Source organism: Bradyrhizobium liaoningense (assembly GCF_018130785.1).
Taxonomy (GTDB): Bacteria; Pseudomonadota; Alphaproteobacteria; order Rhizobiales; family Xanthobacteraceae; genus Bradyrhizobium; species Bradyrhizobium liaoningense_A.
The window spans coordinates 934,706-956,511 of the sequence record NZ_JAFCJT010000002.1; the positions used below are offsets into that span (position 1 = coordinate 934,706).

Annotated in this window: 23 protein-coding genes; 11 read left to right on the forward strand and 12 right to left on the reverse strand. The window is 63.9% G+C overall.

Annotation, left to right across the window (positions count from 1 at the left end; translation table 11 throughout):
* Positions 1–385 precede the first annotated feature (385 nt).
* The 5 genes from JQ627_RS10070 (at position 386) to JQ627_RS10090 (ending at position 8,116) form a co-directional block, all read left to right on the forward strand.
* Positions 386–4,153, forward strand: a complete 3,768-nt coding sequence (locus tag JQ627_RS10070; RefSeq protein WP_212484013.1) for a vitamin B12-dependent ribonucleotide reductase — start codon at positions 386–388, stop codon at positions 4,151–4,153.
* A gap of 83 nt (positions 4,154–4,236) precedes the next feature.
* Positions 4,237–4,923, forward strand: coding sequence for a hypothetical protein (locus tag JQ627_RS10075; RefSeq protein ID WP_212484014.1), 687 nt, complete (start codon positions 4,237–4,239; stop codon positions 4,921–4,923).
* Positions 4,924–5,586: 663 nt separating this feature from the next.
* The gene (locus JQ627_RS10080; protein WP_212484015.1) at positions 5,587–6,381 is read left to right on the forward strand and encodes a transglycosylase SLT domain-containing protein; all 795 of its coding nucleotides are present in this window, start codon (positions 5,587–5,589) and stop codon (positions 6,379–6,381) included.
* A gap of 731 nt (positions 6,382–7,112) precedes the next feature.
* Positions 7,113–7,286, forward strand: coding sequence for a hypothetical protein (locus JQ627_RS10085; RefSeq protein ID WP_166816488.1), 174 nt, complete (start codon positions 7,113–7,115; stop codon positions 7,284–7,286).
* A 224-nt stretch (positions 7,287–7,510) separates the two neighbouring features.
* Positions 7,511–8,116, forward strand: coding sequence for a phasin family protein (locus tag JQ627_RS10090; RefSeq protein ID WP_212484016.1), 606 nt, complete (start codon positions 7,511–7,513; stop codon positions 8,114–8,116).
* A 270-nt stretch (positions 8,117–8,386) separates the two neighbouring features.
* On the opposite strand, the gene JQ627_RS10095 is transcribed toward JQ627_RS10090, so the two are convergent.
* The 3 genes from JQ627_RS10095 to JQ627_RS10105 all read right to left on the reverse strand — a co-directional run bounded on the left by JQ627_RS10095 (position 8,387) and on the right by JQ627_RS10105 (position 10,695).
* Entirely contained in the window at positions 8,387–8,674 is a 288-nt protein-coding gene (locus tag JQ627_RS10095; RefSeq protein WP_212484017.1) for a hypothetical protein, read from the reverse strand.
* 563 nt (positions 8,675–9,237) lie between these two features.
* Positions 9,238–9,909, reverse strand: a complete 672-nt coding sequence (locus JQ627_RS10100) for a cell envelope biogenesis protein TolA (protein ID WP_212484018.1) — start codon at positions 9,907–9,909, stop codon at positions 9,238–9,240.
* Between the two features lie 243 nt (positions 9,910–10,152).
* Complete coding sequence (locus JQ627_RS10105; RefSeq protein WP_212484019.1) at positions 10,153–10,695, reverse strand: helix-turn-helix domain-containing protein; 543 nt, start codon at positions 10,693–10,695, stop codon at positions 10,153–10,155.
* A gap of 279 nt (positions 10,696–10,974) precedes the next feature.
* Between JQ627_RS10105 and JQ627_RS10110 the strand changes: the two genes are divergently transcribed.
* Entirely contained in the window at positions 10,975–11,931 is a 957-nt protein-coding gene (locus JQ627_RS10110) for a hypothetical protein (protein ID WP_212484020.1), read from the forward strand.
* A gap of 13 nt (positions 11,932–11,944) precedes the next feature.
* Here JQ627_RS10110 and JQ627_RS10115 read toward each other — a convergent pair whose 3' ends face one another.
* The 3 genes from JQ627_RS10115 to JQ627_RS10125 form a co-directional block, all read right to left on the reverse strand.
* The gene (locus tag JQ627_RS10115) at positions 11,945–12,346 is read right to left on the reverse strand and encodes a VOC family protein (protein WP_212484021.1); all 402 of its coding nucleotides are present in this window, start codon (positions 12,344–12,346) and stop codon (positions 11,945–11,947) included.
* Positions 12,347–12,755: 409 nt separating this feature from the next.
* The gene (locus JQ627_RS10120; protein ID WP_212484022.1) at positions 12,756–13,676 is read right to left on the reverse strand and encodes a DMT family transporter; all 921 of its coding nucleotides are present in this window, start codon (positions 13,674–13,676) and stop codon (positions 12,756–12,758) included.
* 100 nt (positions 13,677–13,776) lie between these two features.
* Complete coding sequence (locus JQ627_RS10125; protein ID WP_312015751.1) at positions 13,777–14,193, reverse strand: nuclear transport factor 2 family protein; 417 nt, start codon at positions 14,191–14,193, stop codon at positions 13,777–13,779.
* Between the two features lie 122 nt (positions 14,194–14,315).
* Between JQ627_RS10125 and JQ627_RS10130 the strand changes: the two genes are divergently transcribed.
* On the forward strand, positions 14,316–14,897 hold the full coding sequence (locus JQ627_RS10130; protein ID WP_249142969.1) for a bifunctional transcriptional activator/DNA repair enzyme AdaA: 582 nt from the start codon (positions 14,316–14,318) through the stop codon (positions 14,895–14,897).
* A gap of 8 nt (positions 14,898–14,905) precedes the next feature.
* Here JQ627_RS10130 and JQ627_RS10135 read toward each other — a convergent pair whose 3' ends face one another.
* From JQ627_RS10135 to JQ627_RS10145, 3 genes are all read right to left on the reverse strand, one after another.
* On the reverse strand, positions 14,906–15,052 hold the full coding sequence (locus JQ627_RS10135) for a hypothetical protein (protein WP_212484024.1): 147 nt from the start codon (positions 15,050–15,052) through the stop codon (positions 14,906–14,908).
* A 285-nt stretch (positions 15,053–15,337) separates the two neighbouring features.
* Positions 15,338–15,592, reverse strand: coding sequence for a hypothetical protein (locus JQ627_RS10140; RefSeq protein WP_212484025.1), 255 nt, complete (start codon positions 15,590–15,592; stop codon positions 15,338–15,340).
* A 278-nt stretch (positions 15,593–15,870) separates the two neighbouring features.
* Positions 15,871–16,035, reverse strand: a complete 165-nt coding sequence (locus JQ627_RS10145) for a Flp family type IVb pilin (protein WP_212484026.1) — start codon at positions 16,033–16,035, stop codon at positions 15,871–15,873.
* A gap of 308 nt (positions 16,036–16,343) precedes the next feature.
* Here JQ627_RS10145 and JQ627_RS10150 point away from each other — a divergent pair, with 308 nt between their 5' ends.
* Entirely contained in the window at positions 16,344–17,660 is a 1,317-nt protein-coding gene (locus tag JQ627_RS10150; protein WP_212484027.1) for a hypothetical protein, read from the forward strand.
* 4 nt (positions 17,661–17,664) lie between these two features.
* Here JQ627_RS10150 and pdxY read toward each other — a convergent pair whose 3' ends face one another.
* From pdxY to JQ627_RS10165, 3 genes are all read right to left on the reverse strand, one after another.
* Entirely contained in the window at positions 17,665–18,477 is an 813-nt protein-coding gene (gene pdxY, locus JQ627_RS10155) for a pyridoxal kinase (protein ID WP_212484028.1), read from the reverse strand.
* Positions 18,478–18,525: 48 nt separating this feature from the next.
* Positions 18,526–19,167: an FMN-binding negative transcriptional regulator gene (locus JQ627_RS10160; RefSeq protein ID WP_212484029.1), complete on the reverse strand. Its 642-nt coding sequence runs from the start codon at positions 19,165–19,167 to the stop codon at positions 18,526–18,528.
* A 92-nt stretch (positions 19,168–19,259) separates the two neighbouring features.
* On the reverse strand, positions 19,260–19,904 hold the full coding sequence (locus tag JQ627_RS10165) for a TetR family transcriptional regulator (protein ID WP_212484030.1): 645 nt from the start codon (positions 19,902–19,904) through the stop codon (positions 19,260–19,262).
* A gap of 97 nt (positions 19,905–20,001) precedes the next feature.
* On the opposite strand from JQ627_RS10165, the gene JQ627_RS10170 reads away from it, so the two are divergent.
* The 3 genes from JQ627_RS10170 to JQ627_RS10180 all read left to right on the forward strand — a co-directional run bounded on the left by JQ627_RS10170 (position 20,002) and on the right by JQ627_RS10180 (position 21,800).
* Complete coding sequence (locus JQ627_RS10170) at positions 20,002–20,667, forward strand: O-methyltransferase (protein ID WP_212484031.1); 666 nt, start codon at positions 20,002–20,004, stop codon at positions 20,665–20,667.
* Positions 20,668–20,889: 222 nt separating this feature from the next.
* Complete coding sequence (locus tag JQ627_RS10175) at positions 20,890–21,234, forward strand: multidrug efflux SMR transporter (RefSeq protein ID WP_212484032.1); 345 nt, start codon at positions 20,890–20,892, stop codon at positions 21,232–21,234.
* Positions 21,234–21,800, forward strand: a complete 567-nt coding sequence (locus tag JQ627_RS10180) for a TetR/AcrR family transcriptional regulator (RefSeq protein WP_212484033.1) — start codon at positions 21,234–21,236, stop codon at positions 21,798–21,800. Before JQ627_RS10175 ends, JQ627_RS10180 begins: the two co-directional genes overlap by 1 nt.
* Positions 21,801–21,806 lie beyond the last annotated feature (6 nt).

The following is a 21,806-nucleotide window of genomic DNA, read 5'->3' on the forward strand; positions in this document are numbered from 1 at the left end:
CCGGCACTCCCCCAAAGGGTCTCGCAAATCGTCACTCCGCCAAGCCAGCCAAAGGCCGCGGATGAGGGCTTGTCTGCCCTCGAAATGCAGACCTTTCGGGCGCCAGAACGGGCCGGCAACAGGCTCGGATGGCATTGGTTGAAGTGATGTTGTGGGGCGTTGAACGCATGTCGCGCACATCCCCTTGGGGGCGGATGGGTGTGGACATGCCGGCGGAGGAAAGGTGCTCGCACCTGACTTCGCCGGGAGAAACCGAGCCGGATCCACCGGCCTGAACTGCGAAGCCTTGGAGGCCACAACGGCCCTTCGAGGACTCGCGAACCGAAATAGCGACCCGGGCGCCTTGCGGAGGCAGTCCGGTACATAAAAAGGACGGGGCAAGACCATGCGGATTGAGCGGCGCCACACCACTTCGGGACAGTCACCTTACGCCGGGATCGATTTCCGGCTGACCACGTCGGAGATCCGGAATCCCGACGGCTCGGTCGTGTTCAAACTTGACGGTGTCGAGGTCCCGACCGAGTGGTCGCAGGTCGCCTCCGACGTCCTCGCCCAGAAGTATTTTCGTAAAGCCGGCGTCGCCGCGCGCCTGAAGAAGGTCGAGGAGGAATCCGTCCCCTCCTTCCTGTGGCGCTCCGTGCCGGATACCGACGCGCTCGCCGCTCTCCCTGAGAAAGAGCGCTTCGTCAGCGAGCTCTCGGCCAAGCAGGTGTTCGACCGCCTCGCCGGCTGCTGGACCTATTGGGGCTGGAAGGGCGGCTACTTCACCAGCGACGAAGACGCCCAGGCCTTCTACGACGAGCTCCGCTACATGCTCGCCATGCAGATGGTCGCGCCGAACTCGCCGCAATGGTTCAACACCGGTCTGCATTGGGCCTATGGCATCGACGGCCCCGGCCAAGGCCATTATTACGTCGACCCCTTCACCGGCAAGCTGACCAAGTCCAAGTCGGCCTACGAGCACCCGCAGCCGCACGCCTGCTTCATCCAGGGCGTCGGTGACGACCTCGTCAACGAAGGCGGCATCATGGACCTCTGGGTCCGCGAAGCCCGCCTGTTCAAGTACGGCTCCGGCACCGGCTCCAACTTCTCGCGCCTGCGCGGCGAAGGCGAAAAGCTCTCCGGCGGCGGCCGCTCGTCCGGCCTGATGAGCTTCCTCAAGATCGGCGACCGCGCAGCCGGCGCGATCAAGTCGGGCGGCACCACCCGCCGCGCCGCCAAGATGGTCGTCGTCGACGCCGATCACCCCGATATCGAGACCTATATCGACTGGAAGGTGAAGGAGGAGCAGAAGGTCGCCGCCCTCGTCACGGGATCCAAGATCAACCAGAAGCACCTCAAGCTGGTCCTGAAGGCCTGCGTCAATTGCGAAGGCTCGGGCGACGATTGCTTCGACCCCGAGAAGAACCCGGCGCTCCGCCGCGAGATCAAGCTCGCGCGTTGCAGCCTCGTGCCTGACAACTACATCAAGCGCGTCATCCAGTTCGCCAAGCAAGGCTACAAGGACATCCAGTTCGACACCTACGACACCGACTGGGATTCGGAGGCCTACCTCACCGTCTCCGGCCAGAACTCCAACAACTCGGTCTCGCTGAAGGACGATTTCCTCCGCGCTGTCGAAACCGACGGCGACTGGAATCTCGTCGGACGCACCACGAAGAAGATCACCAAGACACTGAAGGCGCGCGACCTCTGGGAAAAGATCGGCTACGCCGCCTGGGCGTCGGCCGACCCCGGCCTGCACTTCAACACCACCATGAACGATTGGCACACCTGCAAGTCCTCAGGCGACATCCGCGCGTCCAATCCGTGCTCGGAATACATGTTCCTCGACGACACGGCGTGCAACCTGGCCTCCGCCAACCTGCTGACCTTCTACAACACCACGACCAAGCAGTTCGACGTCGCCGGCTACGAGCACCTCTGCCAGCTCTGGACCATCGTGCTCGAGATCTCCGTCATGATGGCGCAGTTCCCGTCCCGCGCGATCGCCGAGCTCTCCTACGAGTTCCGCACGCTCGGCCTCGGCTACGCCAATATCGGCGGCCTGCTGATGACCATGGGTCTCTCCTATGACTCCAAGGAAGGCCGCGCGCTCTGCGGTGCCCTCACCGCGGTCATGACCGGCATCACCTACAAGACCTCCGCGGAAATGGCTGCTGAACTGGGCACCTTCCCGGGCTACAAGAAGAACGCCGCGCACATGCTGCGCGTGATCCGCAACCACCGCCGCGCCGCGCATGGTGAGGCCTCCGGCTACGAGGCGCTCTCCGTCAACCCGGTGCCGCTTGATCTGGTCTCCTGCCCGCAAGGAGACATCGTCACCCGCGCACAGGCGGCCTGGGATGCGGCGCTCGAGCTCGGCGAGAAGCACGGCTATCGCAACGCCCAGACCACGGTGATCGCGCCGACCGGCACGATCGGCCTGGTCATGGATTGCGACACCACCGGCATCGAGCCCGACTTCGCCCTGGTGAAGTTCAAGAAGCTCGCCGGCGGCGGCTACTTCAAGATCATCAACCGTGCGGTGCCGTCCGCGCTGCGCGCGCTCGGCTATCGCGAGAGCGAGATCGCGGAGATCGAGGCCTACGCCGTCGGCCACGGCTCGCTCTCCAACGCGCCGGGTATCAACGCCTCGACGCTGAAGGCCAAGGGCTTTACCGATGAAGCCATCGCCAAGGTCGAAAAGGCCCTGCCGACCGCCTTCGACATCAAGTTCGCCTTCAACAAGTGGACCTTTGGCGAGGACTTCATTCGCGACCAGCTCGGCATCGGCGCCGAGGCGATCGCGGCCCCCGGCTTCGACCTGCTCCAGGCCGTCGGCTTCACCAAGCGCGAGATCGAGGCGGCCAACGTCCACATCTGCGGCGCGATGACGGTGGAAGGTGCCCCGCACCTGAAGGCCGAGCACTATTCGGTGTTCGACTGCGCCAATCCCTGCGGCAAGATCGGCAAGCGCTATCTGTCGGTCGAGAGCCACATCCGCATGATGGCGGCGGCGCAGCCCTTCATCTCGGGTGCGATCTCCAAGACCATCAACATGCCGAACGACGCCACGGTGGAGGACTGCAAGTCCGCCTACATGCTGTCGTGGAAACTCGCGCTGAAGGCCAACGCGCTCTATCGCGACGGCTCCAAGCTTAGCCAGCCGCTCAACTCGCAGCTCATCGCCGACGATGAGGACGAGGAGGATGCGGTCGAGAGCCTCTACGAGAAGCCGATGGCCGCGCGTGCCGCCCAGGTCTCGGAAAAGATCGTCGAGAAGCTGGTCGAGCGCATCATCGTGATGCGCGAGCGCGAGAAGATGCCGGATCGCCGCAAGGGCTACACCCAGAAGGCGGTCGTCGGCGGCCACAAGGTCTACTTGCGCACCGGCGAATACGATGACGGCCGTCTCGGCGAGATCTTCATCGACATGCACAAAGAAGGCGCGGCACTCCGCTCCTTCATCAACAACTTCGCCATCGCGGTGTCGCTGGGTCTCCAGTACGGCGTGCCGCTGGACGAATATGTCGACGCCTTCACCTTCACCCGCTTCGAGCCGGCGGGCCCCGTGCAGGGCAACGACAGCATCAAATACGCGACCTCGATCCTCGACTACGTCTTCCGCGAGCTCGCGGTGAGCTACATGTCGCGCTTCGATCTCGCCCATGTCGACCCGACCGAGTCGAACTTCGACGCGCTCGGCAAGGGCGTCGAGGAAGGCAAGGAGCCGGACGAGACCCAGCACGCGACCAAGCTGGTCTCGCGCGGCCTCACCCGCTCCCGCACCGACAACCTCGTCGTGATGCGCGGCGGCTCGGCTGCGATCGCCCCGGGCAACGACAGCGCACCGACCGGCGGCAGCAAGGTCACCGCTCTCGCCTCGCACGGCACCTCGGCCCGCGCCGGCGATGCCATCGAAGGCGCCGTCGCCCTGAAGCAGGAAGCCAGCCACGACCTGTCGCCAACGGAGAAGCTCGAGGCCCTCCAGTGGAGCAAGGCCGGCAGCACCGCCCAGACCCTCGTCCCCACCAAGGCCGAGCGCCGCGCGGAAGCCAAGGCCAAGGGCTACGAAGGCGAGATGTGCAGCGAGTGCGGCAACTTCACGCTGGTGCGGAATGGCACGTGCATGAAGTGCGATACTTGCGGCAGCACGACCGGGTGTTCGTGACTAGCGAGAACCGACCGAACTAGCGATGACGTGGGAAGGCCGCTCCGTTGAGCGGCCTTTTCCTTAGCACAGGGGCAGTTCGCTTGAGCGACAACATCCAGATCGCGATCCCGGACAGAGCGGAGATCTCACCTCTCACTCGTCTTCCTAAGGACACTCTCAACGCTTGGAAGACCGACCTTTCGGAATGGACCCTGCCGGGCGTATTCCGCGCTCGTATCGACCAGATAACGCAAGCCATTCCCCGAAGGATATTCTTCGGCCAGGGCGGCCTCGCCTTCTTGCGTGACGCCTGGATTGCGAGCCGCCTCGTATCTGCGTTGCCGTCCGACATGGTTCGGCTAGTCTCGTCTGACCGTCCCGATTTCGAGATTCAGACCAACGAAAGGATTGAGCAATTCGAAGCCACCGAGGCAGACATGGAAGGTCGGCGGCGTGGCGACGAACCGGATGACTTGCTTCCTCGGCCGGACCCGGTCGAGAACTGGCGCGCCCGATTTGAGGCTATTCCAGCAGCGATTGATCGGGTGGTCGCGAAGAAGCTGAAAAAGAACTACTCACCAGAAGTTAGCTTGGCAATCTACGTTAACCTCGGTTGCTATGGTGCCTACGTGGAAGAAGGCTTGCCCATTCTTCGCGATCACACAGCTCCTGCCAAGACCAATTTCAAACGCGTTTTTGTGCTCTGGGAAGGCTGTCTTTACAAGCTTTGGGAGGATGGGAAGCCAGAGTTCGAGAAATGGTCGTATATCCATTCCGAAGACTTCTGAGGTGGCAGTCGATAGGAAGATGGTCGTTCAACCCGTAGGACGGGTCGAGCGGAGCGATCCTTATCGAACTCAGTCGAGTGATGGGCTCGCGGAATTACGGTAACAGTTCATCAAATCCATTCGCTGCCACCAATTCTACCGTCCGCTTGGGCTCTCGCTTGTTCGACGGCGTCCATTGGGTGCACGGTTGCGTGTGGTCTAACCATGAGATGTCGGAGTTCATCGTATTGAACAAGCGGCCGATGGGTTCCGCAAAGACACAACCCAACATCGGGGTTGAGACGGACGGACGAATTGCCCGTCGGGGTCCTCGCAGATCGGTGCATTACCCGCCTAGCGGCGCCGGAATATCACTCGGCGCCGTTGCCTGCTGACGTCCGCATCAAAGCCTGCCGTCATCCAAGCCTTGCTTTGAGAGTGTGTGGTAACGTCTGGATCTTCGTTGTTCCACCACGCATCGTATTCGTAAGCCGACTTGGGGAGAAATCTCCCAATAAGACTCTCGATTTCCTCAAAGGATAGTGTGAGCGAATCCTCTCTAATGGCAATCAATCGTTCTCTAAGGGGATCATAGACGGACACGCTGTGGCTCCAGCCCGTGATGGGAATTGATGAGTTTCGCTTCAGTCTGCTCTACACACCCTACACGCATCCACAACTCCCATGCCAAAGAAACACAAGCGTCTCCTCCCTCTCGTTCAGATCCAGCGGGGCGCGCGGCGGGTGCGAAAGACGTTCGCGCGAGCACCGCGAATAGTTCGGATCGCCGGCGCCTCCACAATCCTCGTCGCGCTCTTCGTCCTCCTAAACCTCGCCTATCACGTCATTCGCAAACCCACCGAACTTTTCGTCCTCATCGGCAATTCCCTCGACAAGGAGCCCGCCGAGACCTGGCGGCAATATGGCCCCCTCTTCCGCACCTATTCCACCACGACGATCACGCCCGAATTGCTGGCAGCACTTGCGCAGGTCGAGAGTTCGGGCAATCCGGTGGCGCGCACCTATTGGCGCTGGCGATGGAGCGTCAATCCGCTCGCGATTTACCGGCCCGCCTCCAGCGCCGTCGGCCTCTACCAGATGACCGATCCGGCCCTCAGCGACGCCGCACGGTTCTGTATCCGCGGCAACGTGGTCACTGAGTCCGGCTGCGGCTTCACGAACCTCTACAGCCGCGCGATCCCGAGCCACGCCATCGAGCTGGCATCGGTGTATCTGGATCGCAATGTGGCTGACGTTCTCGCCCGCGCGGGCGATGTGAAGGCCAGCCGCGAGCAGAAGCAGGATCTGGCCGCCTTCATCCATCTCTGCGGCGCAGGTCCCGCAACCGCCTACGCACGCCGCAAGTTTCAGATGACGGCCGGCGAGCGCTGCGGCGATCATCTCGTCGCAAGCTATATCTCTGGGGTCAACGCGATGAAGCGGCAATTTCAGCGCCTGGCGGCGGATGACGGCGGTTAGGTTGTAGTCCGTAGGATGGTAGAGCACTTGCGAAACCCATCGTGCCATGACGGCTGTTGATGGGTTTCGCTTCCGCCTTCGCTCTTCGAGCTACGGCGGACAAGTCGCTCCGCCCATCCTACGAGACCTCACGGCTCATCATTCGCCGGCGCGTTGCGGCGTGCTTGGCTTGCGGCTTGTCTTTCGGCTTGTCCTGCGTCTTTTCTGGCAACCCAGTGCGCGCGAAATCGCTTCGCGGCATGAAACGCCCGCGGCGCCACGACCTGAAACGCCATGGAGGCAACGCCGGCGACAAATCCCTTCACCACGTCGAAAGCGAAATCGGGTCCAAAATACTCCCACATGACCCTGCATCCTTCTTCGCGAAGGCACCGCCGGGCAGTCGTGGGCTGACATGAAAAATGGAAAGGCCCCGTCCGTCACCGGCGGGGCCTCAAGAAAACTCCCTGCACGCGCCATTGCGCGCACGCGAAATCCCTCGGTTCACCCGCTCATGGTGGACACGATGAAAGAGCTGCAAAGCATGGCCGTACGATTGAAAACGCCCATAGCGATCATCCCGAAATTGCCGAATGCCGACCCACCCGATGCGCATCACCAAGCAGCGCAGGAGGGTCTGGTGTCGGCGTCACAGAAGCAGGCCCGAGGGCCGCCGTCTGTGCGCCATTTCACAATTACCGGAAGACTTTTATAAGGCATGTGAGCAAGCGTGGCCCACAGGAAGGACCGCCATGAACGGCAATCGCTACTACGGGGTTCGGGTCGAGGGCGCCAAATACGGCGTGGGTTTTGGCTCCGCACTCGCCATCGCAATCTCCTACACCAACAATCATTCGATCCTGTGGGCGATCATCCACGGCATCCTGGGCTGGCTCTACGTGATCTATGTCGCCCTGTTCCGGTGACGACGAACGCGCCAGGATCGATCTCGCCGACGACGAGATCGATGACGCGGATCGGGCGAGGATGGTCTCGCGCGCAGGACGGTCAGGACCCGGCAGGATGGCCTTGCCGATGCCCGGCAAAATCTCACCACATCGCCGCCACGCAAGCGACAACCCGCAATCGCGATTTCAGCGCAAACGCGACGGAGGCTTGCGGTTTCAGCGATATTCAGGAGTCATTTGCAATGTTGGGGACGATCGAAAATAAGCCAAAATCCGGCCGGCGCGGCGCGAAGAAGAAGGCCGGGCAACGGACCAAGGCCGGCGAGCAACGCGCAACTGCAGCCCATCAATTGCCGGATGCCACGGCGGAGATCAGCCAAGAGAACAACCAAGAGACTAAGCAAGAGAACAGGCAAGAGACCGGGCAAGAGGTAAGGCAAGAGGCGAGCCAAGAGACGATCCCAGAGATCAGTGCGCAGGCACCCTCGGCTGCAGCCGTGCCGGGCGAGGCTTCCGGGATGGAGATCACCGCAAGCGCGCCCGTCGCATCGCTGGAACCCGCCCAGGCCAGCACGCAGGCGATTGCCGATGCCTATAGCGACTACACGAGGACGTCGCTTGAGCACGCCTGGACCCTCCTGGGAAAGCTCGCGACCGCGCGCTCACCCATCGAGGCCTTTGAGCTTCAGATGGAGTACGCGAAGCAGGTGTGCGAGTCGTTTGTCGCCAAATCCCAAGAAATCGCCGAGTTGCATGAACAAATGACCAGACAGAGGGTCATGCATTTTGAGGGGTTCGTGGCCCGGCTCACCCAGACGACGCTCGAAATCCGCGCGACACGTCACTGACGACAGCTGCGACATCCGGGACCTTGCACCACGCTGCGCGGGTCCCGGATTGCGCTGCGCTCCGTCCAGGTGACGTCCTATGCGCTGATCAATTCCGCGCACACCGTTGGCTTATTGCCCCCGGACTATGATCGTCGTTCACCACCAGTCCGTAGGATGGGTAGAGCACTTGCGAAACCCATCATTCCACGACGACTGTTGATGGGTTTCGCTTCCGCCTTCGCTCTTCGAGCTACGGTGGACAAGTCGCTCTACCCACCCTACGAGCGACTACCTGATCTTCGCCAGGCACTCCTTCAGCCGCTCCAACTCCGAACGAATCTGCGCCTCCATCGCGTCCTGCAATGCGAGTATGCCTCTGCTGGACAATTCGGCGGAGGCTTTACGGTCCAGATTCTGCTTCCAGTCCCGGACTGCTTGCTTCGTGGCCCTTTGGGCCTCCGACGTCGCCTTTTGGTACTCCTTCATGCAGGCGTCAGCCATTCCGCATGTCTGGCAGTCCTGGGCGGCGGCCGCGCTTGAAAGAAGCAGGGCGAGTATCGCAGTAACGACTCTCATGCCGATTCCTCCCCCCGGGAGCATAGCACGTCTCGGGGATACCTCGAGGAGCAGCGCGTAGGATGGGTGGAGCGCCTATCGTGCGACGACAGCTATCGATGGGTTTCGCTTCCGCCTCCGCTCTTCGAGCCACGGCGGACAAGTCGCTCTACCCATCCTGCGGGCGATCAGTTCCGCACACGCCGTTAGCTTATCGCCGCCGGACTATGATCGGCGTTCACCACCAGTACGGCCACCGCCACCCCTCATAACGAACATATGACGACACATAGGGCGGGCCGTACGGATCGACCCGGTCGTCTTCGGGGCGATAACGATATCGTGGAACAATGTAATAATCCCACGGCGTAGGCCTGAGCACGGGCGCCGTGACGACAAGCCTCTCCTGTGGTGCACGAACCACTTGCGCCTTCCGCGTCCGGGCCTCAGCACCTGATATCCCAAGGTTGCACAGCACCAGGGCCGTTCCGAGCGCACACGCGACGGTCATTTTCTTCATGCGTTGGCCTCCTTCCCTGAAGAGTGCTCAAGGACGCCAAGCAAGGCAAGCTAATTCGCTCGCGCTACGCGTGCGCGCGGCGCAGAGCCTCCTCCAGCTTCTTGCTTTGCTTGTCCCACCGGCGCTCCTCGGCCTCGGCGCGTTCGTCGAGCGCGGCCCGCTCGGCTTCGATCGCCTCCACCTTCGCCTCGTGCTCCCGCCTCGCCGCGTCCAGCGCAGCCTGGGCTGTGGCAACGGCCTTGTCGCGGCGCGCGCGCTCCTTGGCGCGTTCCCTGGCGCGCGCGGCCTCTTCCTTGCGGCGCTCGGCGTCTCGCCGCCGCTCTTCCTTCGCGAACGCCGCGGCGGCCTTGCGCGCTTGCTGATCGTCAACCTTGCGGGACCGTTTTGTTGCGCCCTTGGCCGGACTCTTCTTCGACTTGGATTTGGCTTTTGGCCTGGCCTCATCGTCGGCGAGATCGGTCGGCAGCTCGGCGCTCTCGGTGAACGGGCCGTCGGAGCCGACCGGGCGCCTGAGCACGACACCCGGGCTTGCCATGGTCGCCGCGACGATGTCGGGGTCATCGGTCTCCTTCGCGACGCCTTGATGGAAGAGATTGGAGCTGGCGCCCCAGGCTTCCAGCGCCGCCTTCATCGAAGGTGCGGCGACCGCCTGGTCGTAGAAGCCGAGCGAGGTCTGGTAGGTCTTTAGCTTTCTTGCCGGTTTACTTTTCGGTTCGCTTTTCAGTTTGTTCGGCATGTCGCCCCGCGGCCCTGGCGACGCAGGCTCTGTGGCCATCGCACCGGCGCCATCGTGCCATCATGCGCCTGTTTTGCCCGACGAGTCAAATTTTATTCGGGATCGCCGAAATCGATCCCGGACCAGCGAAGGCCGGATTGCCGGCGGATCAGGACATTTTTCGGTCTCACAGAACCCTGAAATCCCTGAGGATTTCTACTGTGCATGGGGTTGTTTTCGATGTTTTTGTTGGACGCGGTGCCCTTACGCAGCGTCGGCGTCCTCAGGTCCTGGCGCCGGACCCGCCACGAGCCCGTCGAGGCTGACCATCAAGAGATCGGCGATGTGCATCAGCTGGTAGAGCGGAATGTCCGCCTCGCCGGTCTCGGCTTGCGCCACGAAGGCGGCCGTGACGCCGATGCGCTCGGCGAGCTGGCCTTCGGTGTAGCCGCGGGTCTCGCGCGCAGCTCTGACGCGCGCACCGATCCCGAGCCGGTGCCGGGACTGCTCGTCCGCCGTCATCATGACGGCCTGCTCGTCCGCGCTCGCATAACCATCGGCGAACGCGCTGCCGATCAGTCGCCCCTTGCGCCAGGCGACCCGGCAGTCCTTGCGCAATCCACTGCTGAAGACCAGCGTGAACTGCTCGGCGACCCATAGCGACGAGTTGAGTTGCAGGCGGGCGCCGGTGCCGGAGACATCCCGAATCGTACAGGGCACGCTGACGATGCTGCCGGTGCCGTTGTCGAACTCGACAATGCCGGTCCGCAACGTGTGATGTCTGACTGCGGCGCGATGATCGCTCATGAACAGGACGCTCCCGTAACCTGCGGCCACGCCGAACGGCGCATCCGTGAAATCCAGGCGAAAGTACCGCAGGATTTTTCCCAAAACTCCTAAAGTTCCGCCGGGGCAGCCGGGACCGGACGCCATGGTAAAGGATTTGCTCTCAACGACGCGGCGCGCTTGCGAAGTGACCACGTCGCCATAATTTTTCCCTCGCGGCCACGTTGTCTTGGACGGCGGCGCGAATTATCCTCTCGGTGATCTCGGACTGCCGCACTCATTCCGTTGACACAAGACTGAATGGAGGGCGCATCGGTGCCTGAGGCACAAGACCCCAAGCCGGACGACCCGAAGCCGCAAGATCCCAAGCCGGATGCCCCCAAATCGGACGGCCACGCCGATGGCGGGCTGGCGCGGGCTTATGACCAGATCAAGAGCGCCGAACAAGACCTTGCACGGCTGGACAAGCTGGTTTCCGGATTGGAACGCGGCAGCGACAGCCCGCCACCCCCGCGGCCAAGCGCCAGCATGGAGCGCAGCGATCTCGCCCCGGACAAGGCTCCGCCGCCCGCGAGCCACGGCGAAGGCTTGAAAGCGGACAAGCCCATGCTGCGAGCCTTCGTTGGCCTGTTGTTGGCCATATGCATCCTGGGTGCTGCGTTCGCTTCGCAATATCGCGATGAGGCCAAGGCGATCGTGGCGCGATGGGCCCCGCCGGTCTCATCCCCGGCGGTATCAGACGTGCGCGGTCCGGCGCAGCCGCCGAAGCTCCAGCTGGCTGCCGCGGACGAGCCGACATCCGTGCCGGCACCGCCGGTCCGCAAGGAAGCAGAAAGCGCCCCGCCGACCGCCGCCACATCGCCCGACCGGACATCCGCCGAGCTGGCGCACTCGCTCAAGACCATCACCGAGGAACTAGCGAACATCAGCCAAAAGCTCGAGCAGCTGAAGAGCCGCAACGAGCAGACCCTTCGCGAGCAGGCCGACGCCATTCAACAACTCAAGACGGCGCAGGAGCAAGGCGCCGGGGAGAATGCACGCCTCGCCGCGCAGGTCCAGGCGCTGCAAACCCAGCTGACGGCTTCATCCACCCCGGCGAAACCCACCGTGCGGAGCGTCATCAAGGAGAACGATACGGCTGCCCGCCAGCACACACAGGCAGCCGCACCTCGGCGACCGAGACCGCCGCAGCGAGGCCCCTGGATGCCCCCGCGCTATATGGCCGACCCTTATTACTACGGCGATCCGGATTGGTGAGCCCGCAGGGCGCCTACTCCCCGATCAACGCGTCATAGCCCTCGCGACTGAACGCCAGCAGACAAAACCCGTGCCCGAACGGATCGGCCAGCATGGCGATCCGCCCATAGGGCGCATCGCGCGCGGGCGCCTCGAGGATCGCGCCGGCGCGAATTGCGCGCGCGACCGCGGCATCGACATCATCAACGACGACGTCGACATGCAGCGGCGTCCAGTGCCGGTCGTAGCGGCGGCGGTCGTTGCCCGCGCCCGGCGCGCCGGCCTGCTTGGCCAGCAGATACACCGGCGCGGGCCAGCCGAGCAGCTCGACGAAGTCGGTGCCGAAGCGGCGGCCGACCGTCAGGCCGAAGGCGGCGGTGTAGAAATTCGTCGCGAGCACGACGTCGGGAACGTCGATGTTGAGGAGGAAGGTCATGAGGGGCAGCGTAGCCCGGGTGGAGCGTCGCGCAATCCGGGATGGTGACGCACGTCCCGTCCCGGATTTCGCTTGCGCGCCATCCGGGCCACGCATTTTGCGAAATATCCTGCAGCATCACCCGATGCCAATCGCAACGGCATGCCGGCCGCGGTAACGCTAACGGGAGTTCCTGTCCCGGAACGCACAATTCCGCTTAACCCGATGGGAAATACGTGTAAGCTGCTTCCTGCCGGGCAGGCGTTTGTAGCTCGTACCGATTTTGGTCAACCCGGGGCTGGCTTTCGAAAAGACGCGCTGATTGCATCACCGCTTTGAGACTTGAATGGCCGCCCCCTGGGCGGCCTTCCTGTTTGTGGGTAGGCGTGATCCCCTCTCCTCCCTCGTTCGGCACCCTGGAGGATCGGACTTACCGCTGCCTCTGCGCCAGATAGAAGCCGCACAGCACTATTATGAGGCCTGCCGTCTGCAACATCGTCGGCGGCTCGCCGAGCAGGAGCCAGCCGGTGAGCAACGTCAGCGCCGGCACGCAGGCCGGGAAGACCGCTGCACGCGCGACGCCGAGGCGCTGGACCGAAACGGCGAACAGATAAAGCGCGGCGGGGCCGGCGAGAACACCCTGCGCCAACGCCTGGATCGCGTTCTCGGTCACGCCGATTGCTGCAACGTGGGCGAGGCCGACGGTCGCGATGTAGACCGGCAACAGCAGCAGCGACAGCACGTTGATGACGAGTGCAGCCGATACGGCCGAGACACGCCAGTGACGCAATAGCGCGCCGAAGCCGGCGAACATGAACCCCGTCAGCACGAAGATCAGATCGCCCCGCACGCCATCGGTCCCGATATGGCCGATCGATTCGGCGCCGATCACGCCGAGGCCGCCGACGATAACGATGGCGCCGGCAAAGCGCGAGGCGGAGATCCGCTCCTTCAAGAACACAGCGGCCAGCAAGAGGCCGCCGAGCGTCGCGCAGGAGGGCTGGATCACACTGCCATGGCCGAGCGGCACGAACAGGAAGCCGGTGTAGGAGATCAGCGACATCACGGGGCCGCCGAGCACCATCAGCGCAAGGCCCCTGCCCCAGCCGATGCCGCAGAGATCACCGATGCCGGCGCGCGCGACCAGCGGCAGGAACGCGATGCCCGACCAGACATAGCGATGCACGAGCAGATCGACCGGGGTGAAGCCGACCTTCAGGCCGTGCCGCGTCCCGGCAAAGCCCAGCGCCCAGAACAGTGCAGCCGACAGGCCGCAAACGACGCCGAGCAACGCCGGCGCCGCATCGTTCTTCTGAATGAGAGCGTCAGCGCCGCTCGTTCGCTGATCCATGCGCAAGCCTTATGTCAGCGCGTGAGCCGCCTCAACCCACGCCGTTGCAGGTCTGGCACGCGGAGAGCTTCCGCAGCCCGGATGGGGCGCAGCGTAATCATCACGCCTCCTCGCCGAACACCATCCGCCATCCCTTGCGCGTATCCATGTATTCTCTGACCTCACGGATCCTGTCGCCGGCCACCGTGAACACGAAGCAATAGTCGTTCTCGTATGGCCTGCGGCCGGGGAGCGTGGCACGCATCCGCTCTTCCACGATCACGATATCGCCGTCGGCGTAGACGCCGCGAAAGGCGATATCGATCTCGGAGAACATCCTGTGCATCTCCTGCGCGATGAAGCGCGCAATCGCTTGCGCGCCCACCATGTGGTCGGTGTGATCGAGCGCGACGGCGGTGGCGTTGCCCTTCGGCGCGATCCACTCGGCATCGTCCGTGAACAGGGCGGCGATGCGATCCGCATCGCGCGATGAAAAGGTCTTCCAGGCGTTGAGAACGATGTCTTTCGGGCTGGTCACGGCGCGCTCCAGAACTGGCATTGAGGGGGCTTGCATCGAGTGCCGCCTTCTAGGCTGCCATGCGCGTTGCGGCTCGCCACAATCGGACTCGGTCATCCCGCAGCCCTTCCGCCGGCGCGGGCATGCGTTATCATCCGGCCATGCTGAGTTTTGACGTCTGCAACGCCGCGCGCCTGCGCAGGGATCCCCGCTATGACGGCCGCTTCTTCACGGCAGTGAAGACCACGGGCATCTATTGCCGCCCGGTTTGTCCGGCCAAGCAGCCGCTGACGCGCAATGTCGTCTACTATCCGACGGCGGCCGCAGCCGAAGCCTCGGGGTTCCGGCCCTGCCTGCGCTGCCGTCCCGAGACCGCGCCGTTCTGCCCGGCCTGGAACGGCACGCGCTCGACGGTCGCACGCGCAGTGAAGCTGATCAACGAAGGCGCGCTCGACGAGGATTCGGTGGTGACGCTTGCGATGCGGCTCGGCATCTCCTCGCGCCATCTGGCGCGCTTGTTCGAGCGCCATGTCGGCGCCACGCCGCAGCAGCTTGCCAAGACGCTGCGCGTCCAGCGCGCAAAACGTCTGCTCGATGCCGGCGAACACACCATGACTGATATCGCGTTTCAGGCCGGCTTCGGCAGCCTGCGGAGATTCAACGCCGCGTTCGCCGAGCTCTACGGAAGATCGCCGTCTCGTTTGCGCTCATCGAAGCGTGCGTAGCACGCGTCTCAGAAAAACCCGGGGCTGAGATCAAGCCCATATGTCAGGCTCAGCACGAACACGAACAGTGCGGCGGCTGCGAACAATGCGAGATGCCGGACGATGAATTCGCGCGGCGAGGTGGCGACAACAACGGCTTTTTGCGCAACGGGCATGACAGCCTCCATTATGAAAACGATTCTTGGCCGCCAATAAGCGGCGCACGCATCAGGCGCCGCGATCTGCAAAGCAACTATTAAAGAGATCACACTCGCTTTGAACGGCCGTACACAAGTCGCGCGAGACGGCGATTTTTCTTGCCGCAACTTTCTCAACCCGCGCACGGCGGCGCCAGACCACGGCTCGCTTCGCCAAAGAAAAGACCGCGCTCCCGAAAGGGAACGCGGTCCTCACAGGCTCGGGAGGAGACGAGCCTGCGTCACGTCTTCAAGCGATTGAGATCAGCGGGCAGTGCCCGTCGTGACGTCCGCGGTCTTGACCTTGCGCGGCGTCAGCACGCGGGCCTGATGGACCGAAGCGACCGTGGTCGGCACGGTTGCCTGCTGCTCGACATGCGCAGCACCGAGCACGCGCGCCTGCAGGGGGGAGACCGGAAAACCGTTGGTCTCATAGGTCGGCAGCTCGGCGGCGAAAGTCGCGGTGCTGCCCGCGATCGTCAGGATGGCGGCGGCGATCGACAGAGTCTTCTTGTTCATTGGTGATGCTCCTGAGTGGAAGATTCGGAGCACATTTAAGCGCGTTTTGCTGCGTTGCGACATGCTATGTTGCATTGCAATAGCGCGCCTGCTGCATGGCAATATGTTTAATGCGCGCAAGACCTTGGTCGAAGCCCTGCCGGTCGCGACATGACACTTTTATGGGCGGTGGTCAGCCGCCGAGCGCATTGCCTCAGCCATCGAGGCGAGGCCTCCAGACCACGGTTGCCAATTAGACAGCGAGGCCCGGGTCCGCCCTCCGTCGTTGCGCACGCAGCCTATTTCAACGCTGCCGCTAGCGATTGCAGCTTTGCGACGAGATTGGTGCCGAGCGCATAGATGATTTCGATGATCGCCAGCGCGATACCGGCTGCGATCAGGCCGTATTCGATCGCGGTGGCGCCGGATTCATCGGCGACAAATTCGGCCAACAGGCATTTCAATTTCACAACTCGTGCCCTTCCAAACTCTACCAGACGTTGCCGGCGCGCAAGCGATAACGGACCGCAATCCAAGATTGAGTAAATTCAACCGTTTCAATTTGACGACAATGAGCATTGCAGGCCTTTTCAAAACCTCGCCGCCGTCGTAGCCGCAGGGAACTCGCGTTGCACCGGGGCAACACCCTTCCAAAAAGCCCCTTCTCGCCGATTTGCGCCATTGCGCCGCCACACCGTCCTCCGAACAATCGACGTGCTGCGTGCCTGGCTGTGCAAGATTGGTTCGACAGAACCGTTTGGAGGCAGGGATCATGAACGATCGGCGGTCTCTTCTGGTGGCAATCTCCTGCCCCTCGGCCGTTCTCGCCGGCTGGCTGGTGCTCTCCCTGTCCGCCAACGCTCCGGCCGTCATCGAGAACAGCGGCGCCAATGCTTCTGCGGTGTCGCGCGCGAAAGATCTTGGCTCGCGCGCGAAAGATCCTGGTCCGCTCGAACTCGCCGACGTCCCGCACGCTGCGGCCATCGAGGATGGCATCGCCCTGACCGCCGATATCGCGGCCACCGTCGCTGCGCCACCGAATCCAGTCGCCGAGGCCGCAACGCCCGAGATGCCCGCCGCCGTCATCAAGCTCGCCTCGACCGATCCGGCGCTGATATTGCCGACGGAAGCCCCGCCTGCGGTGTCGCCGCAGCCCGCTCCTGTCAGCAGCGAGGCGGCCCCCACACCGGAGCCCGTCGTAAAGCTCGCATCGGCCGATCCCACCGAGATCGCGATGACAGATACGCTGTCGCCTGCGGCGATCGCGACCGGCCCTGCGCCCGCCGCGAGCACCGCGTCGCCGCCTGCCGACACCGTCGCCGTGCTCGACGAGTGCTTCGTCATGGATGCCTGCATCGATCGCTATCTCTGGACGCTCTATCAGCGCACCGCGAAGGAAGACTCGATCAAGGTCGAGGAACGCCGCCCGGTCACCGTCAAGCGCAGGGGCAAGACGGTCACGGTGATGCGCAGCTTCACAAAACTGGTCGACGAAGACTTTGGCTGGAAAGATCCGAAGGCGGCCGAGCACGCCGGCATGCCGATGATGGATTACGTGATCGGCGGCATGGACAAGAGCTTCAAGCGAAAGCTGTTTCGCGCGCTGCTCGCCGCCGAAGCCGCCGGCCTCTCGCCGGGCATCACCAGCGCGTTCCGCGACAATTATCGCCAGTCGATCGCGAGCGGCCTGAAGGCCGCTTCCGACCGCTCCTATCATGGCGGTAGTACGCGCGGCGGCTACGGCCATGGCATGGCGGCAGATATCGTCAGCACCAAGGGCGACAACCGCGCGCAGCGCTGGGTCTCAACCGAAATCCTGTGGAAGTGGGTCGATGCCAACGGCAAGGCGCTCGGCATCGGCCGGCCCTATCTCGACCGCGATCCGCCGCATGTCGGCCCGGTCGACGGCCAGGAATACCTCTCCAAGCGTGGCACGGGAGACCGCAAGGAAGCGGCCAACGTGAAGTCCAAGAAGGTGGTGCGGGCCGCGGCCCACGCAAAGCGGCTAAAGACGCAGGCCGCGCGCGAGCAGAAGGGTTGGGCTAGGCCGCAGAAGTCGGCGCAGTCCGCCGCGAAGCGCGCGACCTGAGCCTTTACGCACTGCGCCCCGGCAGTGGCACGAGGCGCATCTCGGCCGACCCGGCGTCCTGCGTGCGCACCAGCACCGCAAAGATGGTCTCGACCGCGAGCCGCACCGCCGCCTCCGTCGGCTTGCCCTTGGCCAGATGCGCCGCGATCAAGCCGGTGAGGAGATCGCCGGTGCCGTAGGGGCGGATCGGCAACCGCGGCGTCGCAAAGCGCGACAACTGCCCGTCCGCGCACAGGATCGTCTCCACCTGCCCTTCCGCCGTGTCGGTGAGCGTGCAGCCGGTTGCGACGATGTCGATGCGGCCGGTCCCCGCCAGCGCCGCGCAGCCCGTACGCAGGCCCTGCGTATCCGCGATCGTGACGCCGGAGAGCAGCTCGAGCTCGAACTGGTTCGGCGTGGTCAGGTTTGCGGCCGGCAGCAAACGGCGCCGGACCACGTCCAGGATGCCGTCGGCCACATAGACGCGACCGTCGTCGCCGATCACGGGATCGCAGAGATAGAGCAGTTTTGAATTCCGCGTGAGCGCCCGCTCGACGAAATCGGCGATCACAGCGGCATTGCCGGGCGAGCCGAGATAGCCGGTGACGAGCACGGCCGCCTCGTCGACGAGATCGCGCTCCTCGACGCCTTTCAGGAGATCGGCGACGAGCTCGGTCTCCAGCACCCGCCCGCGCAACGTCGGATAGCGCGGATGGTTCGACAGCAGCGTCGTCGGCACCGCCGCGACGTTCACGCCCTCCGCCTGCATGGCATAGGCCGCCGCGCTGTTGCCGACATGGCCGTGGACCACCTGGCTTTGAATGGAGATGACGAGCATGCAGAGGTCCGTAGGGTCAAACGTGCCGCAAGGCAAGCGTGGCCCGGATCACGAAACGTCGTATCCGAGCCATGGCCGCAGCGCCTGCATCTTCCGCGCCAGCCGCCGGTGTGCACTTTCCTCCGACCGCGCCAGCCGGGCGGCGACCGCGACATGGTCCGCATCGCTCTTGTGCTGATTGAGCTTGGCCTGCCCCTCGACTTGATCCACCACGAGATCGACGACCCGGATCGCAGCCAGCATGCTCTCGCGCTTGCCCGGCTCCATTTGCGCGAGGTCCCAGGGCTGTTTCGGCAACCGCGCCTCGGATACCGCAAGCAGCGCATCGCCATGCTCGCGGTTCTCGTCCAGCTCGCGCAGATGCGCCACGCCCGACAGGTGCACGGCCTCGTAGAGCCAGGTCGAGACATTGTCGCGCGAAGAATACCAGTCGTTGGAGATGTAAGCATCGTCGCCGGCAACGATCAGCAGGAAACGCCTCGCGCCATCCGCGAGCGGAACAAGAGGATTTTTCGCCGTGAAATGGACCTGCACGATGGCGCGGCCATCGTGTTCGCCCAGCACGAACGGCACGTGCGATGCGCGCGGGCCGCGATCATCGGCCGCCACGATCACGCCAAAGCCGCGCTGCGCGGCAAATTCCAGCGCGCGCTGCTCCTCGATGCGAAATTGGGGGCGAAGGACATGCATGACGCTGCGCTCGATGGCTGGACGAAGGACGACATAAGGCTAACCCATCATCCGTAGGAATCAGAAACGATATTGGGCCGCAAACGCGGATGTCAGGAATGATTCCGGCGTCGTGCAAGCTCATCGAGATAGGCGCAGAACATGTCGGCCATCCCGGCGGCGTGACGCGCTATCTCCGTCTCGTTGCGCGGCGCCTCCGAGAACCGCTTGCCGACCTCGCTCAGCGTGGTCGTGATGAGCTCGCCGGCAAGTTCGCGCGCGGCATCCGAGGCTTTTGGCAGCGCTTCCCGCATGAAGGCCGCGACGATGCCCTTGCCCGCGGCCCGCGCGTCGTGCGCCTCCGGCGCGTCGCGATACAGCGGCGCGGCGTCGCTGAGCGCTGTGCGGATCGCAGCCTCTTCGCACTCGGAGCGGATGAAGGCGTGGACCAGCGCGCGCAGCCGCGCCGGTGGCGGCTTCGAGCGATCCGCCAGGATGCCGCGCAACAGATCGCTCGTGCGCCGCCACTCGTCGCTCTGGAGGCGGAACAGGATCGCCGCCTTGTTCGGAAAATATTGGTAGAGGGAGCCGACGCTCACACCGGCCCGCTCCGCCACCCGTGCCGTGGTGAAACGCTGCGCCCCCTCCTTCGCCAGGACCTGAACAGCGGCATCCAGAATGGCGGCCACCAGCCCGCTCGATCGGGCTTGTTGCGGCTGTTTTCTCGAGGAAATTGAACGGCTTCGACGCTCGGCCATGACGTGCCCAGGTAATGCGAATAGGAAATGCGACGAATTAGTCGTATTTCAGTCTCTGCGCAAGCACGCGCTTCTTTGCGAACTCCGGAGACATCAAATGACCACCCCAACCATCACATTGCTTGCGCCACTGCTGGACCGCCTGTTCGACGAGGCCGAAGCAGCAACCGGCGCTGTGCGAGCTGCCGTTGCCGATTTGTCCGCCTCCGACCGCGCGCGGATGATGCGGAGCAAGACCGATTACCGCGACCTCTATGGACGGCTGAAGGACGTACCGCTCGCAGTCTCGCGTGAAACGGGTCACCTGCTCTACATGTTGGCGCGCAGTTCGCGCGCCAAGGCGATCGTCGAGTTCGGGACCTCGTTCGGCATCTCGACCCTGCACCTTGCCGCGGGCTTACGCGACAATGGCGGCGGCCGCCTGATCACCACCGAGTTCGAGCCCTCCAAGGCGGCGCGGGCGCGGCACAACCTCTCGGCCGGCGGGCTGATCGATCTCGTCGAAATCCGCGAAGGCGATGCGCTGAAAACGCTCAGCGCCGATCTCCCCGATGCAATCGATTTGGTGCTGCTCGACGGTGCCAAGGCGCTCTACCCGGATATCCTTGATCTGGTCGAAGGCCATCTCAAGCCGGGCGCGATCATCGTCGCCGACAATGCCGACGACAGTCCCGACTATCTGGCGCGCGTACGCACGCCCGGAAGCGGCTACATGTCCACGCCCTTTGCCGAAGACGTCGAGCTGACCGTACGGATCAACTGAAGCCGCGCCGGATCGCCGCGACGCGCTGGAGCCGCCGCACGATTCATCGCGCGGCGGCTTCGTATTATCAGCCGTGCATCGGGGAACCTGGAGGCCTCATGTCACCAGGCCCTTGTCGCAGGCTCGTCACTGACACGTGATATCTGTTCCTGGAAAAAGCGATGCTGCGTGTGCTAAACATACCTACCGCGCGGTATCTTTCGCACTACGCCAGAGCCATTCATGACCTCCGCCTTCAATGCCTACGCAGCGCTCGCCCTCGCCATCGTCCTCGAGGTCACCGCGTCCGCCTTCCTGCAGCAATCCGCACAGTTCACGAGGCCGTGGCCGACGCTGGCCATGGTGCTGTTTTATGTTGCCTCGTTCTATGCCCTGTCGGTCGCGATCCGGGTCATTCCCCTGAGCATCGCCTATGCAATCTGGGGCGGCGTCGGCATCATCCTGACCGCCACCGTCTCCTTCGTGCTGTTCCGCCAGATGCTGGACGCCGCGGCCTTCGTCGGCATTGGCCTGATCGTATCCGGGGTCGTCATCATCAACCTGTTCTCGGAGACCACGGCTCACTGATGCCGGCAAGCGCCTATACCCGCGCCAAGCAGCCCGCGCAGGTGCGACGCGCCCTGCTCGACTGCGCCGCGGCGATCGCCATGGACCACGGCGTCGCCGGCGTGACGGTGCAGGCGGTCGCGGCGGCCGCCGGCGTCACCAAGGGCGGCCTGTTTCATCATTTCGGGAGCAAGCAGGCGCTGATCGAGGGCCTGTTCGCCGACCTCCTCGCCCGCGTCGACGCGGAGATCGACGCTGCCGTTGAGGCTGATCCCAAGCCACGCGGCAGCTTCACGCGCGCCTATGTGAATGCCGTGTTCACGGGCAAGGCCTTCGGCTTCGCGACGCCCTGGGCGGCGTTGAGCATGGTCGTGGTCACGGATCCGTCACTGCGCCGGCTTTGGAACGACTGGATGAAGGCGCGCCTGAAGCATCACCGTACCGACGCCGCGCCCGAACTCCACATCGTCCGTCTCGCCGCCGACGGCGCCTGGCTGTCCTATGTCACGACGGGACAGACGCGCATGGGCGCCGATCTACGGGCCGTGCACGACCGCCTGATCGCACAGACCTATCGGCGCGGATAGCCGGAA

Bases quoted from the DNA above. Each gene is read 5' to 3' on its own strand.
- JQ627_RS10070 (WP_212484013.1), top strand. From the start codon at position 386: ATGCGGATTGAGCGGCGCCACACCACTTCGGGACAGTCACCTTACGCC.
- JQ627_RS10080 (WP_212484015.1), top strand. From the start codon at position 5,587: ATGCCAAAGAAACACAAGCGTCTCCTCCCTCTCGTTCAGATCCAGCGG.
- JQ627_RS10085 (WP_166816488.1), top strand. From the start codon at position 7,113: ATGAACGGCAATCGCTACTACGGGGTTCGGGTCGAGGGCGCCAAATAC.
- JQ627_RS10090 (WP_212484016.1), top strand. From the start codon at position 7,511: ATGTTGGGGACGATCGAAAATAAGCCAAAATCCGGCCGGCGCGGCGCG.
- JQ627_RS10095 (WP_212484017.1), bottom strand. From the start codon at position 8,674: ATGAGAGTCGTTACTGCGATACTCGCCCTGCTTCTTTCAAGCGCGGCC.
- JQ627_RS10100 (WP_212484018.1), bottom strand. From the start codon at position 9,909: ATGCCGAACAAACTGAAAAGCGAACCGAAAAGTAAACCGGCAAGAAAG.
- JQ627_RS10105 (WP_212484019.1), bottom strand. From the start codon at position 10,695: ATGAGCGATCATCGCGCCGCAGTCAGACATCACACGTTGCGGACCGGC.
- JQ627_RS10110 (WP_212484020.1), top strand. From the start codon at position 10,975: ATGGAGGGCGCATCGGTGCCTGAGGCACAAGACCCCAAGCCGGACGAC.
- JQ627_RS10115 (WP_212484021.1), bottom strand. From the start codon at position 12,346: ATGACCTTCCTCCTCAACATCGACGTTCCCGACGTCGTGCTCGCGACG.
- JQ627_RS10120 (WP_212484022.1), bottom strand. From the start codon at position 13,676: ATGGATCAGCGAACGAGCGGCGCTGACGCTCTCATTCAGAAGAACGAT.
- JQ627_RS10130 (WP_249142969.1), top strand. From the start codon at position 14,316: ATGCGTTATCATCCGGCCATGCTGAGTTTTGACGTCTGCAACGCCGCG.
- JQ627_RS10135 (WP_212484024.1), bottom strand. From the start codon at position 15,052: ATGCCCGTTGCGCAAAAAGCCGTTGTTGTCGCCACCTCGCCGCGCGAA.
- JQ627_RS10140 (WP_212484025.1), bottom strand. From the start codon at position 15,592: ATGAACAAGAAGACTCTGTCGATCGCCGCCGCCATCCTGACGATCGCG.
- JQ627_RS10150 (WP_212484027.1), top strand. From the start codon at position 16,344: ATGAACGATCGGCGGTCTCTTCTGGTGGCAATCTCCTGCCCCTCGGCC.
- pdxY (WP_212484028.1), bottom strand. From the start codon at position 18,477: ATGCTCGTCATCTCCATTCAAAGCCAGGTGGTCCACGGCCATGTCGGC.
- JQ627_RS10160 (WP_212484029.1), bottom strand. From the start codon at position 19,167: ATGCATGTCCTTCGCCCCCAATTTCGCATCGAGGAGCAGCGCGCGCTG.
- JQ627_RS10165 (WP_212484030.1), bottom strand. From the start codon at position 19,904: ATGGCCGAGCGTCGAAGCCGTTCAATTTCCTCGAGAAAACAGCCGCAA.
- JQ627_RS10170 (WP_212484031.1), top strand. From the start codon at position 20,002: ATGACCACCCCAACCATCACATTGCTTGCGCCACTGCTGGACCGCCTG.
- JQ627_RS10175 (WP_212484032.1), top strand. From the start codon at position 20,890: ATGACCTCCGCCTTCAATGCCTACGCAGCGCTCGCCCTCGCCATCGTC.
- JQ627_RS10180 (WP_212484033.1), top strand. From the start codon at position 21,234: ATGCCGGCAAGCGCCTATACCCGCGCCAAGCAGCCCGCGCAGGTGCGA.